The 14,580-nt window shown below is 36.3% G+C and carries 11 protein-coding genes; 9 read left to right on the forward strand and 2 right to left on the reverse strand.

Features of this window, described 5'->3' with window-relative positions:
• The first annotated feature begins 98 nt into the window (after positions 1–98).
• From B7C41_RS15025 to B7C41_RS15040, 4 genes are all read left to right on the forward strand, one after another.
• Positions 99–1,016, forward strand: a complete 918-nt coding sequence (locus B7C41_RS15025) for a M14 family metallopeptidase (RefSeq protein WP_085299764.1) — start codon at positions 99–101, stop codon at positions 1,014–1,016.
• Positions 1,017–1,311: 295 nt separating this feature from the next.
• On the forward strand, positions 1,312–1,884 hold the full coding sequence (gene efpL, locus B7C41_RS15030) for an elongation factor P-like protein EfpL (RefSeq protein WP_085299765.1): 573 nt from the start codon (positions 1,312–1,314) through the stop codon (positions 1,882–1,884).
• A 594-nt stretch (positions 1,885–2,478) separates the two neighbouring features.
• Positions 2,479–3,051: a tRNA-(ms[2]io[6]A)-hydroxylase gene (miaE, locus tag B7C41_RS15035; RefSeq protein WP_085299766.1), complete on the forward strand. Its 573-nt coding sequence runs from the start codon at positions 2,479–2,481 to the stop codon at positions 3,049–3,051.
• 32 nt (positions 3,052–3,083) lie between these two features.
• A complete protein-coding gene (locus B7C41_RS15040; RefSeq protein WP_085299767.1) occupies positions 3,084–4,361 on the forward strand; it encodes a glycosyltransferase family protein in 1,278 nt (425 codons plus the stop codon).
• 81 nt (positions 4,362–4,442) lie between these two features.
• Here the strand turns inward: B7C41_RS15040 and B7C41_RS15045 are convergent, their stop codons facing one another.
• Positions 4,443–5,519 carry a M14 family metallopeptidase gene (locus B7C41_RS15045; protein WP_085299768.1) on the reverse strand — a complete coding sequence of 359 codons (1,077 nt, stop codon included), beginning with the start codon at positions 5,517–5,519 and terminating at the stop codon, positions 4,443–4,445.
• Between the two features lie 780 nt (positions 5,520–6,299).
• On the opposite strand from B7C41_RS15045, the gene B7C41_RS15050 reads away from it, so the two are divergent.
• The 5 genes from B7C41_RS15050 (at position 6,300) to B7C41_RS15070 (ending at position 11,061) form a co-directional block, all read left to right on the forward strand.
• Positions 6,300–7,169 (forward strand): MYG1 family protein, encoded by an 870-nt coding sequence (locus B7C41_RS15050; RefSeq protein WP_085299769.1) that lies wholly within the window; start codon positions 6,300–6,302, stop codon positions 7,167–7,169.
• Between the two features lie 85 nt (positions 7,170–7,254).
• Positions 7,255–7,869, forward strand: a complete 615-nt coding sequence (locus B7C41_RS15055; protein ID WP_085299770.1) for a class I SAM-dependent methyltransferase — start codon at positions 7,255–7,257, stop codon at positions 7,867–7,869.
• 58 nt (positions 7,870–7,927) lie between these two features.
• Complete coding sequence (locus tag B7C41_RS15060) at positions 7,928–8,527, forward strand: nucleotidyltransferase family protein (RefSeq protein WP_085299771.1); 600 nt, start codon at positions 7,928–7,930, stop codon at positions 8,525–8,527.
• 262 nt (positions 8,528–8,789) lie between these two features.
• Positions 8,790–10,496: a nitrilase-related carbon-nitrogen hydrolase gene (locus tag B7C41_RS15065; RefSeq protein ID WP_085299772.1), complete on the forward strand. Its 1,707-nt coding sequence runs from the start codon at positions 8,790–8,792 to the stop codon at positions 10,494–10,496.
• A gap of 361 nt (positions 10,497–10,857) precedes the next feature.
• Complete coding sequence (locus tag B7C41_RS15070) at positions 10,858–11,061, forward strand: hypothetical protein (RefSeq protein WP_085299773.1); 204 nt, start codon at positions 10,858–10,860, stop codon at positions 11,059–11,061.
• 305 nt (positions 11,062–11,366) lie between these two features.
• Here the strand turns inward: B7C41_RS15070 and B7C41_RS15075 are convergent, their stop codons facing one another.
• Positions 11,367–14,552 carry an EAL domain-containing protein gene (locus B7C41_RS15075; RefSeq protein WP_085299774.1) on the reverse strand — a complete coding sequence of 1,062 codons (3,186 nt, stop codon included), beginning with the start codon at positions 14,550–14,552 and terminating at the stop codon, positions 11,367–11,369.
• Positions 14,553–14,580 lie beyond the last annotated feature (28 nt).

The following is a 14,580-nucleotide window of genomic DNA, read 5'->3' on the forward strand; positions in this document are numbered from 1 at the left end:
TAACTTATATTTGAATGTTGTGTCCTCTAGGTATAATAGTCACATCAATAAAAACTCTGCCCGTGCGTTTTATGTCGTGCGAGTAACTAGGTAATGTTATGAAAAAAAAAGAAACTTATCCAATAGGTACACAAGGTGAAAAATGGACTGAAGTCGAAAAAAAACTGTGGTTTAATCAGCAAAATGTAAAACGCAGTTATTTGGCTGAAGTGGTTAGTAAGGTTACGGCACTAGAGCCTAATTTTACTATTGAACAGTATGGTTTATTAAACTATGCCAATGGAAAATACCCGCTATACGCCATAAAATCAGCTAATTGGCAGGCAAATAAACCTTCTGTTTTAATCACTGGCGGCGTTCATGGCTATGAAACTAGTGGTGTGCAAGGCGCGATTCGCTTTGTTCAGTCCAGTGCAGAAGAATTTCAAGATGAATTTAACTTTGTTGTTTTGCCATGTATTAGTCCATGGGGTTACGAAACAATTAATCGGTGGAATCCATTAACTATTGACCCTAATCGCTCCTTTTATACTGGTAGCCCTGCTGACGAGTCAGCTGCGGTGATGAAGTATGTTGAGTCACTTGCTATTGATTTTGTTGCTCATATTGATTTACATGAAACAACCGATAGTGACAACAGTGATTTTAGACCCGCACTTGCAGCAAGAGACGCAATAGAGCAGAAAAACTGGAATATACCTGATGGCTTTTATTTAGTTGGAGACAGCACTAAACCTGAAGATAAATTTCAAAAGGCAATTATTGATTCAGTTGAAAAAATTACCCATATTGCACCTGCTGACAATGACAATCAATTAATTGGTGTTCCTTTGCAGCAATTCGGTGTGATTAATTACGCTGCACGTAAATTAGGCTTATGCATGGGTTTGACCAACGCTCCTTTTGTTACAACTACAGAGGTTTATCCTGACAGTCCGTTAGTTGATGATGAAAATTGTATTGTTGCCCAAGTAGCGGTTATTACCGGGGCGTTGAATTATTTATTAATGGACTGAATTTACCAAGCTATGATCGCTCTATTATCGGAAGGGGGCCAAATTACGAATTAAGAGACTTGATGTTACTGTTATTACCGTAATAAAAAATTACTTTATCATGGCAACTCAATCTGGCCGTTAAAATGAAGAAAATCAAAACTGAAAAATAGCTTAATAGCCTCTAATTAGCTAAAGAATTTTCAAGCCAATCTATGCTCTAGCACAGTATAGCGCGCTATTTAGCATATATTCTCTTGCATAATCAGCAATACATGCTATTTTTCCTGCATTAATTAATTTAGGATGATTTTTAATGCCAAAAGCGAGTGATATAAAAAAGAATGCTGCGATAGAATATAACGGTAAAGTAATGATAGTTCGAGACATCGAACGTTCAGTTCCACAAGGTCGAGCAGGCGGTAGTTTGTATAGAATGCGTATGTACGATGTGGTTACCGGTGGCAAAGTTGACGAAACTTTTAAAGCAGAAGAAATGTTAAGTTTTGCAGACTTAACTCGCCGACCATCAATGTTTTCATACATTGATGGTGATGAGTATGTTTTCATGGATAATGAAGATTACACACCTTACAACCTGAATAAATCTTCTATTGAAGAAGAAGTTCTATTTATCAATGAAGATACACAAGGCATTCAAATTATCATCGTTGATGGCGTGCCTGTCGGGGTTGATTTACCCTCAAGTGTTGAACTTGTGATCACTGAAACTGATCCATCAATTAAGGGTGGGTCTGCTACGGCAAGAACAAAGCCTGCAATTTTATCAACGGGTTTAACAGTTCAAGTACCTGAACACATTTCTACTGGTGATAAAATTAAAGTGAATACTGAAGAACGAAAATTTATGGGGCGCGCTGACAAGTAACGTTTTCCTGTTATAGAAAATTAAAAGCCAATGATGAAAGTCGTTGGCTTTTTTATTGTTTTAAACTGATTATCAGTTGAAGGTTATCGACAAATGTAGCTGAGGATAATTGTACTCTATGGTGTATATTCGTTATTCTCTGATTTCTTTTACGTAGTATTTTTTGAGTAACAAATTTTACTCAAAGCTGATAATCGGACAAGGTTGATTCCATATTACTGAAATACCACCATGCTTGGAGCACTTTAGAAACCTATTTATAGTTGATTTTCTGATGACTCACTCAGTGTTAAATTAGTAAGTGAGAAAACCGTGTTTTTACGAAGTTAAGCCTCTTTGTTAGGACTTTAGTAATACCAGTGTATATCGTTAAAACATAAGAAGTGCTTTTGCTTCAATGCAAATATACGCTAGTTTTTCGACAGTAGCGGTATCGACGGCTTTTATCAAAAAATTAATATAAATTAGGCTCAATATTGGAGAAATATAACAAAATTAATTTGTTTTTATACTTGAAATGATCTTGTTGCATTTTTTTTCGCGTGTAAAATACGGCCATTATTTCTTTCTATTTTTATATAGCAAAACCTATCTATGTTCGAATTAAAATATCAAACACCAAAAGAGTGGGCAGACGTTGCCCTTAGTGACTTCGATGCCTTCTTAGTTGACCATGCTGCGGCCGAGAAAAAAGCCTCAGGGATGGCAATGTCAATGATCTCTCATTATCCTGACCGTAAGTCAGTAGTGAAGGCTATGGCAGACCTAGCTATTGAAGAGTTGATCCATTTTAAGCAAGTATTAAAGCTCATTAATGCTCGTGGAGGGCAGTTAGGTGCCGATGAAAAAGATCCATATATTAACCAGATACGAAAAGTATTTCGCAGCGGTAGTGATGTGTTTTTTATGGATAGATTAATTGTTGCTGGTGTTATTGAAGCGCGTGGTTATGAGCGTTTTTCATTAATCGCTGAAGCTTTGCCCGCAGGCAAAGACAAAGACTTATATCAAAGCATTGCCAAATCTGAAGAAAAGCATAAGAACTTATTTATTGAACTTGCTTATGAATATTTTCCACAAGCAGATGTTAATCAACGTTTAGATGAAATCTTAGATATTGAAGCGGATATTTGTTCTGCGTTACCCTTTAGAGCGGCATTACATTAATATGCTGCGAGCTTTAGCGAGTAAGCGATAGTATGGCTAATGTGAACATCGCTGCACAGTTAGAAAAAACTTGTAGTAAGTACTTAGCCCATTATGCCGAGCAGGAAGTGGCCTCATTGGTTTCATTTCCTAAACAGTTTGACTATCAACATGTACTCGTTATTCCTGCCTTTCAAGAGTCAGTACAATTTATTGAGCGTTTTATTGCTTCTTCGCTTGCCGAGCAACAGTGTTTATTGATTGTGGTTGTTAATCAACCTGATAGTGATTTCGGTCAGCAGCATTCACAAGTACAAGTAGATCTAGAGAGAGACATTTTAGCGTTAGGCTTGATGCTTTGGCAACAGGATAACTTACGTTTAGTTAGCTTAGTAAATAGCAGTATAAATCCGCAATCTAATAGCGCTGTACTTCTAGTTAACCGTTATACTCAGCCCATTCCTGCAGAGCAAGGTGTCGGGTTGGCAAGGAAAATTGGTGCTGATCTCGCTGCTGATTTGTTTCTTCGTGGCCGTATTGTGTCGCCATGGATCCACTCAAGTGATGCTGATGCCCATTTGCCTGATAATTATTTTAGTGCGCATTCAACTGAAAATATAGCGGTTACTCACTTAGTTGAAGCTAAAATTGCAGTTGCGACTTGCTGTAATTTTTACCACCACAGTGAACAACCTAAAATTCACCAGGCAAATAAATTATATGAAACTGCGTTACGTTATTATGTCGCAGGCTTACATTTTGCCCAATCACCATATGCGTACTTTACTATCGGCAGTATTTTATCTTTTGATATTTATGCTTATTGCCAGGTTCGTGGTTTTCCAAAACGTAGCGCAGGCGAAGACTTTTATTTATTAAATAAACTGGCGAAATTGGGTACTGTGCTTTATATACCCGAAGTGACGATTAAGCTTGATGCTCGTCCGTCTGAACGCGTGCCATTTGGCACAGGACCAGCAGTAAAGAGCATTATTACGCTAACAGAACAAGCGCGAGATTATACTTACTATAATCCAAAGGTGTTTATTGAACTAAAGACTTGTTTGCTCGCTTTTGATAGCTTATGGCAATATCGTGATGAGCCACAAATATGGCTTAAATTTTTACCTACTATTACGCAGCAAGCACTAGAAAACATTGGTGTGTTGTCATTTATTACAAAACAGCAGAAAGCGAGTAAAGCTCAATTTGATAAACAGCTTATTGTTTGGTTTGACAGTTTTAAAACCTTAAAGTTTATCCATGCTTTACGAGAATTAGGGTTAAATAACATTCCACTCGAACAAGCACTTGCTAAGGCGCCGTTTTAGCGCAGCATAATGAGAAACTACTTAGTCTAACCTTATAATATATAAATAACTAGATATCATAAGGCGAGAACCGTTACCTAGTTATAAGTGGTTGTTAACATTGTTAACAACATAAAATAAGCAGTCAGAGCGGGCAATATCGCGTTGGTTTGATGCCATAAATATTTTTAGTCCGGTGTTACATACTAATTTATCATCAACTAACTTAAAGTAATTATCGATAACATTCACACCTTGATCGTTGATCATTTCTAAGTTTTCTAAACCATTATCATCAAGCCAACCTAACAATAAATCCTCGCAGCAACCACCGTAGTTAAATTGCTCAATATTACTTCGTAAGGTAACTCCACTATAGTTTTCATCGTGCTCGCTAAAGGACAATTTTCGGTCAGGTTTAATCACTAAGCGTAATGGTTTATAAAGTATTTGCACCGCTTTATCTTGCGGTAAGGCGCAACTGCTGTCACATTTGGCAAATTGCTTAATACCATTATAAGCAACCTCATGAGCTTGATCATCATTGCTACCACCACATTCAATAGTCACTACAGGGCAAGAAAAATCGAGTTCCATCATCGCGCCAATGTTGATGTCAGACAATATTAAAGTATCGCAAAAATATGATGAGATCGATAAAACATTAGGGCTGATTAAGGTAGTAACAGCAAATGCTGGGCCGTTACCTGATGTATTATGCAAGTCGATAATTGCAGTAGGATCAACCTCACGTATTGCTTTTTCAATTAATTTTGCACGCTGAATGTAGCCATCAACATGTTTGCCTTTGTCATCTTTACTACTTTTAATGCCTTTTTCATTAAAACAACGGTTTAAGTCAACACCATCAGGTAGGTGTCGACTGCTGAATAGATGTTGATGAGTCGCTGCTTCGACAGATGAAATAATGATGCGAATATTCGTTTTGGGCTTTGGTAATTCATTTTCACTGGTAAGCCAACGATGAAGCGCAATCAGTCCTGAAGGTTCATTTCCATGTAGTAGAGTTGATATTACTCGCCATTCATCCGTGTTCTCACCAGTAATGTCAATAACAGTAAGCCCAATCAGAGAAAGCAGGAATTGCTGATAGTCAGCATGTAAAGTACGACTGCATGGGTTTACTAAATAACTAATTTCGCTAAAATCTATGTCCATAACTTGCCCCAGAGCGCGATAGTGACGTCGCGAGTTATATTAAATTAGTCGCGCTTGCTCGTTAAATCCTTTTCAGAATAAAGCGCTACTTGTCTTTATGTGTAAAAACGATATCGAAATTTAATTTCGTCAATGCATCGATTTAATACATTTACCTAGCATGACACAGAGTATTATTTAAGGTTGTTGACTAAGGTCAAGTAACTGTAATTTTTTCAACTTTTAATCGTGTGTTTTAATACTTTTTTGATCTCAAATTATTTTCTAACAAAGCTTTATTTTATAAGGACTTGTTTACGAATTTTTATCTTTTAGTAAATGTGACATATAGCACTTTTTTTTGTGATTTTTTGTACGAGTTTTTAGCAATAATAACGCGCATGATAATGTGCAATTGATGTGGTGTTCAGGGAGGGGTGTTTAAAATTTCGAGTCGTTAGCAATGCTGATAGGCTTAATATATTTTTATGCGCAAGTCTGAGAATGTTAATTTTTATTTGTGTGCTTACGTTATTAATTCTGTAGGTTTTGTGTTGTCGTACTCAAGTGCTGAATTAAGTGTGATATTCAACACCTTTAACTGTATAGTTTTTAGGTAATTCACTATATTTTTCTTAGCTTCGAGCTATCTCTTAAGTTTTAGTTGAAAAGAATCCACTGTTTTTGCTTACTATCTTCGTATAAAATTCACTTCATTATTTTATTAGGTAATCGGTTCTTTACAATGAAAGATTTACCTGATGATACCCTTCCTTTTTTCTAAAGCGACATAAAAAATTAATGAATGATATAACGATAGTAACGCACAATGGTAATTTTCACGCGGATGATGTTTTTAGTATCGCTGCACTTAAATATATATTCCCAGCTTTTAAACTTATACGTACACGTGATTTAGCTGTAATAGCCGAGGCGGATATTGTTATTGATGTTGGTGGTGAGTATGATGCTGATGCAGGCCGTTTTGATCATCACCAGCGTGGTGGTGCAGGTGAGCGAGATAATGGTATTCCATACTCTTCGTTCGGGCTAATTTGGCAAAAATATGGTGTAGAAATCTGTCAGGGAAATACAGAAATCGCGCAGTCTGTTGATAGAGGTTTAGTTTCAACTATTGATGCTGTTGATTGTGGCCATGTTGAAGGTATTGCGCAAGGTATTAGCCTGAGCCAAACTATTTCAATGTTTAACCCTACTTGGCAAGAAGATAGCCATTTTGATAGCTGTTTTGATGAAGCAGTTGATTTCGCATCACGCATCTTAGCTCGCTTTATTGCTTCTGCAAGCGGTGGCATTAATGCAAAAGATATCGTCGTTAAAGCCATTGAAAGCGCAGCAGACCCAAGAGTCATTGTATTGGAAAAGTATACGCCGTGGAAAACAACAGTGCATACCTTATCTAAGAAAGCTCTATACGTGATTTATCCATCAGGCTCTGGCCAGTGGAGAATTCAAACCGTTCCAGTTGAGCTTGGTTCGTTTGAAGATAGAAAGTCACTACCTAAATCTTGGGCTGGTTTATCTAATAAAGAACTACAAGACGTAACAAGTATTGAAGATGCTATGTTTTGTCACAATGGATTATTTATTGCTGGGGCAGAATCATTTGAAAGCACCATGAAAATGGCGACCATCGCACTAAAAGAATAATATTACTTTATAAGAAAGCTAGAAATCGTGCAAAATAAATTAACGCATGATTTTTAGCTGTCTTAGGGGATAGGTAACAAAAATAATGACCTCAGGTACACAAGGCTATGAAAGGTTCATTCCCTTATTTATAGCGAGCAGCCAAGCTTTAGATTTTCATATCGTTTGCAAAGATTTTGTTAACTTCTTGCCAGTAAAGTATTCTCATGTTCTTGATTTAGGCTCTGGCGCAGGTCAAAACGCCGCGGCACTAGATAAACTCGGATTTAAGGTTACGGCAGTAGAGCCAATGGGCGCTTTTTTAAATGCGGCTATCAATACTTATAAAAGTACTTCGATAATATGGCTTAACGATAGCCTTCCCGATCTTGTATGTTTAGATTCACATGAAAAGAAATTTGATTTTGTGCTAATTGATGCGGTTTGGCATCACCTTAGTGAAGAGGAGAGAGTAAAAGCGGCGAGTAAAATTTCTAGGGTAATAAAAAATAATGGCCGGTGTGCTCTTTCTTTAAGAAATGGCCCGCCCGGTATCGGTAGTAAGGTTCTTCCAACCGACAGTCATGATACCATTGAGCTTTTTGAACGCTATGGCTTTAAATGTATATTCAAACGATGTAATCAAGCGAGTGTTTTACCTAATAAAGAAAAAGTTAAGTGGGCACGTATCGTGTTAGAAAAGTCATCTAATGCCAATTGAGTTAAGTTGTTATAAAACATATTTAGTTAAAAAAGGAATTTAAGCTATTAACGCTAGCATGAAAAATAAGTTGGTAAATGGCCAGCATTTATCACTGGCTAATCAAACTGAGCTGTTGTCAGAGTTTGTTATGACAATTAACGGTATTCCTAAAGTGCTCGATGAAATATCTACGTTACCCAATGCTTGGCTTGGTGCAGGTACAATATTTCAAAATGTGTGGAATGTACTACATGACTATGAGCTTAATGCTTATATAAAAGATATTGATATCCTCTATTGGGATGACAGCGATTTAACTTGGCAGTCAGAGAATCGCTATATTAGTACACTCACCGAAGCGATTACAGATATCAAAATCCCTTTTGATGTTAAAAATGTTGCTAGAATACACTTATGGTATGAAGAGCGATTTGGCATACCAAAGGCTGAATATCTTAGTGTTGAAGAATCTATCGCTACCTGGCCAGTTATCGGCGCGTGTATGGCAATGCGCATGAAAGGTGGCAAGCTAGAATTTATTGCGCCTTATGGATTTCAAGATATGTTTGCTCTGCGTGTTAGGCCAAATAAAGTCTTGGTAAACCAAACGATTTATGAAAACAAAGCATTGAAGTGGCAAGAGCAATGGCCAATGTTGTCAGTTGAGAGCTGGTAATTGTTCATAGCTTAATCTATTGGCTTCTTACGTTAATGTTATTAATGCAATACTTAATTTTAGCCTATATGCTTTAACTCATGTTTTTCTGCTGATAGTTTATGCTTTGCTAGCTATTATGTGTCATAAATATTAGTAATATTCCTTCAAAATACAGTAAAATAAGCTTGTCGATTATCATAAAACAAAAACCTACTCGATAAGTGGTAATGTTTCGCATTACCTATTTCAAACACTCATTAGTTTCATGGAAATATAAATCATGCGAGTAGCCGTTACTCAGTTTGCCACCTCTATTAATGTTCAAGAAAACCTAGCAACCTGTATCCGTATGATAAATGAAGCCGCCGTGTGTCAGCCATCACTCATTGTTTTGCCTGAATATGCTAATACTCAACCTAGCTATGTTGATCATCAGCAAGCATGGGATGAAGCATTAGTTATTGACGGTGAGTTTTTACAAAGTATCGCAGCGCAAGCGAAAAAGTATGACTGTTATATCGTGATTAATGTGACTTTGCGACGAGACGGCTCTTCGTTGAAAAGTAAAGCCAATATTAGCGTAACTAGCTGTCTGTTTTCTCCACAAGGCGAGCTTATTCACCAAGCGAATAAACAAGCGTTAGTCGGGCATGAAAGTGAATTTTTTACTTATAAAGCTAGTGATGCTGAACTTGTTAATACTGTAACAACACCATTTGGAAAAATGGGTTTGTTGACTGATAGTGCCAGCTTTGAAAGCTCACGTTTATTAACCTTAAGTGGCGCGCAATTATTGTCTCATTCGTTAAGTACATTTGCGATGGACCAGAGCACTTTGCATAGTCCTGCTCGCGCTTGTGAAAACAAAGTGTTTTTAGCGCAAGCCAATAAAGTAGGAGCACTAGTTACTCAGAATAACGAGTATCAAGAACATCTTATAGGGTCAGGCCAAAGCCAAATTGTTGCACCTACGGGTAAAGTGTTAGCAAAATTAGCAAACAATGAAGAAGGCTTTATTTTTGCTGATATTGATTTATCTGAATGTATTGACAGTAAAAAAAATCGCCCAGACAGCACTAATATTATTGAACAACGTCGTCCAGCGCTTTATCAAAAATTAAGTGAACAAGTGAATTCAACCGTTAAGCATGAAACCAATGAGGCTCCAGAAACAGCTAATATCGCGATATTTGCAACTTATAAGTCGAATGAAGAAGCGATTGAAGATGTTTGTTATTACATTGAAAATAATCTTAGTGATATTACTCAATTACCTGAACTGTTCTTTGTTGCCGATAAAACTATCACCAATAACAATGAGCAATTAGTTGAAATAGAACGCTTAAGTAAGCAACTTATTGAACAGGTCAGTGCAATGTTACGACCTTTTCAATACGTTTGTACAAGTTTAGTGCTTGATGGCATGCATCAAGCGGTGATCATTAGTGAGCAAGGCTTATTTGCTGCGCAACAGCAATTACACTTTTGCCAACGTTATCAATGGACAACACTAGGAGACAGTTTAAATATTGTTGAATTGCCATTAGAGCAAGGCAATATTACTGTTGCCATGCTAGCGGCTGATGATGCAAATATCCCTGAAATGATTAAAGTTGCGGCGTTGAATAATATTCACTTATTGTTAGTACCTTTTGATATACAAGAGTCATGCGAAGTTGATTATAGTTTGATCTCTCGCGCTGCTGAACACCGAATTTGTATTGTTGCTGCAAGTCGTGAGAAAAGCTTTACAGCTGAATTAGTAAAAGATAACGGCGCGGTAAATACTGGTAATAAGAAAAAAGTAAGAGCACAAAAATCGGTAGGATTTATTGCTAACTTAGCTAAAAACTTTGTTATACCTATTCGGAATAATTCACCGAAGTTTGACGGTTATATCAATAAACCGTTAGTTAAAAATCAGCATGGAAAAATAACTAAAGCATTGATTTTCCCCATTGCAGCATGTAATAAAAGTTTGTATTAAGTTTGTATTATGTTTGAAATAGCTAAAATCACGACTAATAAAGCGTCAAGCATGATTAATACTAGCTTTTGAGTATGTTATATCGATAGACGGCTTTGGCCGCCTTACTTAGAGTAGAGTATCTAACTCAGGCATAGGATAATTCCTCAGTTGTGATTTGATAGGAAATCAGAGCGGGAACTATTATTGAGCATGATGATGTTAGCACAATTGCAAAATTCATCTGTGTCCCCTAATCTTTTATATATTGCTTTTTTGTCTTTCAGTTATTTTATAAATTATGTAGGTTTAAATTAAAGTTTTATAAAAATTGGTCGATAATAGTCTAATTACTGTTGTTAATTTACTTCGGAGTCTCCTTATGTCAATCAGTATCAATAACACCCCAAGTTTTGCCCCTGAAAATGGTGGTAATGGCACAATTTTAAAAGTGGCAGTTAAAGCAAAAGAGCTTGCTGAAGAAGAAGGGAAAATGGCATTGAAGTTGATTGAAAGTGCTGGCCCTGCTACGAGCTCAAGCGCACCAGTTGGCAGTGCGGGGCACAACATCAACATAAAAGCTTAAATAGATTAAAAAATAAATGTTTTATGATATTTTCATAGAGATCATAACTCGAGCATTTTTAATAACATTTATATAACCTGTGATAGTGCAAAAAATAAATTGTTCTTGATCAGGTTTTATCGTTATACCGTCGTTATAGTTTTCAGATTAGCCATAATAACTTGTGCACATTTTAATCACTAAACTTTATTTATATTTTAAGGGTAAAACCTAACCCACAATAAATCATTTTGTTTGATATGCCTCATTATCATATTTGCAGTCGTACGGTAAAAGAGACTTTTTTGTGCCATGTTATTCTCTTACTAATTACTTGATATTGAAGCTAAAATTTTAAGTGCCTTATTAAATTCGATATCTAGCAGACTTAATTCATCTGTTATTGAAAAGTTGATGTTTATTTTATCTTTTATGGCAATGTTCTTTACTATGGTATGCATATTTTCGTAAGATTTTACTAATGCATTAATCCATGCATCTTCAAACAACTGTTCTTCTTCTAAGCGTCTAAGCCATTTGGAAAAGTGATTATCCATCTCCGTTAAATTAATTTGTTTTTTTAAGTCGTCAAGTATCCATTGATTGATATTTTTAAACCAATGTTTGAGTATCAATTCAAATTGCTTTGCTCTTCTAATTTGTTGTGTTATTTCTTCCTGTTTACTCTCTAGCCATACTTGATTAGGGTGATAATTTTCAATCCATTTAACGAGACTCTCAGCTGGCATTGGTTTTGATACGGCGTAGCCTTGAACATTATCACAGCCCATTAAAAGTAACATTAGACCATGCTCTGTTGTTTCTACGCCTTCGGCAATAATATTTCGATTAAATGATTTAGCCAAGCCTATCACGCCATCAATAATTGCAAAGTCACTAGGGTCTATTAACACATCTCGCACAAAGCTTTGATCAATTTTGATTGTATCAGCAGGAAGTTGACGAAGGTGAGAGAGCGATGAATACCCGGTACCAAAATCATCCAATGCGATACTAACACCTAACTCATCACGGCAAGCGCTGATGATATTTCGAATCTTATCTAAATTTCCTAAGGTACTATTTTCTAAAACTTCTAAGTTGAAGTAATGAGCGTTGATACTAGGATGGCGGTTGATCGCATTATTAAGACTTTCAAAGAAGTTGTCGTTTAAAAACTGTAAAGAAGAGACATTAACGCTCATTTCGATATTAATGCCTTTATCATTCATTTGCTTGAGTTGTGTCATGCTGCTATTAATCACCCATTCTCCAACTTGAATTTCTATTTCTGTGCCTTCAATAAAAGGTAAGAATTCAATAGGTGAAATAAGCCCTTTACTGGGATGTTGCCAACGAATTAAAGCCTCAACACCTATGACTTTTCCAGAAGCCATATTAACTTTAGGTTGGTAATAAAGACAAAGCTCTTGGTTAGCTAAAGCGTGCTGAATTTCTTTTGTTTTTTTGTGTTGTAGGGTTGTGACTTGCAGTTGTTCTCTATCAAAAAACTGGAAGCTATTTTTTCCTTTTTGTTTTGCTTGGTACATAGCGTGATCAGCATGGCGTAATAAAGAGTCTAGCTCTATCCCGTCTGACGGAGATAGGCTAACACCGATTGAGGCGCTAATATTGATAGCGTGATCGTCGATGAAGTAAGTAGCGCTGATCGGATGAATAATTCTTTCCAGTAGTTCATAACACTGAGTTGTTGATTTTATTTCTCCAAGCAGCATTGAAAATTCGTCGCCACCGAGACGGCAAACCGTATCTTCAGATCTAACGGCTAGTTCAAGACGGTGCGCTACTTCTATCAGCAATTTATCACCAATTTCATGACCAAAGGTATCATTAACGGGTTTGAAGTTATCTAAATCGAGAAAACAGACGGCGAGCATTGTGTTTGAACGTATAGAATGGGCAATAGCTTGGTTAAAGCGATCAAGTAAAAGTGCTCGATTAGGCAAGCCAGTTAGAGTATCAAAGTGAGCCATTCGACGCATTCTTTCTTGCTGTCGTTTATTATTTGTTATATCAGTGAACATACCTAAATAATTGACTATGTGGTTATCTGAATCATTCAACGAAGAGATAGTCAGTAATTCAGCATAAATTTCGCCGCTTTTTCTACGGTTCCAAATTTCACCTTGCCAATGTCCTTGGTCATTAATTTCTTGCCACATCGCGTTATAAAATTCAATTTGATGCCTGCCAGAACTTAGTACACTCGGCTTTTTACCAATAACATCACCATGGTTATAGCCTGTGATGTCAGAGAAAGCAGGATTTACATCGACAATGACTCTATTTTCATCGGTGATCATTATGCCTTCATGAGTATCACTAAATACTCTTGATGAAAGTTTAAGCTTTTTTTCATTTCTTTTATGTTCAGAAATATCAACGATACTAATTGGAATATTGTGAAAATTATTGCTTGATGAAGGTGGTTGAAATGATATTAGAGCTTCTATTTCTTTTCCGTCCAATGTTTGAAGAGTAGCTTCAGAAAGAAATGTTTCTTGATTAGTCCAAATAGCACATAGTTCATTAATGAAAACGTCAATAGCATTCGAGCCAAAAGTTCGTTCAATGTTATGAATAAATTCTGTTTGATTTTTTGCGCCAAAAAGTTTTAATGTTGCATTGTTGACAGAATTAACTTTAACCATAGAGACTAAGTCCCAAGCAAAATCAATGTGTGCGTGAAGATACTTCTTTAGATCTAAAATGCCTTGTTGTCTTAAAGTATCTAGTGCGGTGATAACCGCTGAAAAATCCTCACTCCAAATGGAAACTTCGGCGTTATTAAAAAGTGTCTCAAAGCGTTCTTCGCTTTCTTTACGAGCATACTCAGCTTTTCTAACCAGAAGAATAACAAAAATAGCGGTAATGGCACCTAGTAATATGGTGAAAATAAGTAAAAAATAAAAGTAAGATTTACTTAAATCATAAGACTGTTGACTACTATTTTTAAACTCAAGGGCTTTATTACGAGCAAAATCGATTAACCCCCCCATCTTTTCATTTAATTTTTTGACATGCGCAGCGCCTTTTCCTGTTGTAATATCAGCCGCAAGTTGATGCTGACTGTTACGCTTTAAAGCGATGACCTCGTCACGAATAGACTTCCAATTAACAAATGCTCGATAAGCAAAATTGATTTTATCTTTGTCGCCAAGAAAACGTTTTTTAATCAATTCAAAATGACGATATACTTCTAACTCATGTTGTTCTACTAAAGAAATAGCTGTATTTAAAGCATCTTTATTCTGAGCGAGTACCACATCTTTCATATACCTATGCATGGAAATAATATTTCCATTTGCTTCTAATACAGCATTGCTAACAGAAAATGGGTGCCAGTACATTTTATCATTGAGATCAGCGTGTTTTTTGTTTTCATATAACGCCATAAGAGCAAATAATATTACAAACAGCATCATGATTATAAACCCTGCTGAAATTATCTGCGTTGAGGACTTCTTCTGCGATGTTCCATCATCTTTCATAGTAAGCTCTACTTTGCTAATAAAGGTG

Origin of the sequence: Cognaticolwellia mytili (genome assembly GCF_002104475.1) — a bacterium.
Lineage (GTDB): Bacteria > Pseudomonadota > Gammaproteobacteria > Enterobacterales > Alteromonadaceae > Cognaticolwellia > Cognaticolwellia mytili.

Coding starts and splice junctions, on each gene's coding strand:
- B7C41_RS15025 (WP_085299764.1), top strand. CDS start 99: ATGAAAAAAAAAGAAACTTATCCAATAGGTACACAAGGTGAAAAATGG.
- miaE (WP_085299766.1), top strand. CDS start 2,479: ATGTTCGAATTAAAATATCAAACACCAAAAGAGTGGGCAGACGTTGCC.
- B7C41_RS15060 (WP_085299771.1), top strand. CDS start 7,928: ATGAAAAATAAGTTGGTAAATGGCCAGCATTTATCACTGGCTAATCAA.
- efpL (WP_085299765.1), top strand. CDS start 1,312: ATGCCAAAAGCGAGTGATATAAAAAAGAATGCTGCGATAGAATATAAC.
- B7C41_RS15065 (WP_085299772.1), top strand. CDS start 8,790: ATGCGAGTAGCCGTTACTCAGTTTGCCACCTCTATTAATGTTCAAGAA.
- B7C41_RS15050 (WP_085299769.1), top strand. CDS start 6,300: ATGAATGATATAACGATAGTAACGCACAATGGTAATTTTCACGCGGAT.
- B7C41_RS15075 (WP_085299774.1), bottom strand. CDS start 14,552: ATGAAAGATGATGGAACATCGCAGAAGAAGTCCTCAACGCAGATAATT.
- B7C41_RS15045 (WP_085299768.1), bottom strand. CDS start 5,519: ATGGACATAGATTTTAGCGAAATTAGTTATTTAGTAAACCCATGCAGT.
- B7C41_RS15040 (WP_085299767.1), top strand. CDS start 3,084: ATGGCTAATGTGAACATCGCTGCACAGTTAGAAAAAACTTGTAGTAAG.
- B7C41_RS15055 (WP_085299770.1), top strand. CDS start 7,255: ATGACCTCAGGTACACAAGGCTATGAAAGGTTCATTCCCTTATTTATA.
- B7C41_RS15070 (WP_085299773.1), top strand. CDS start 10,858: ATGTCAATCAGTATCAATAACACCCCAAGTTTTGCCCCTGAAAATGGT.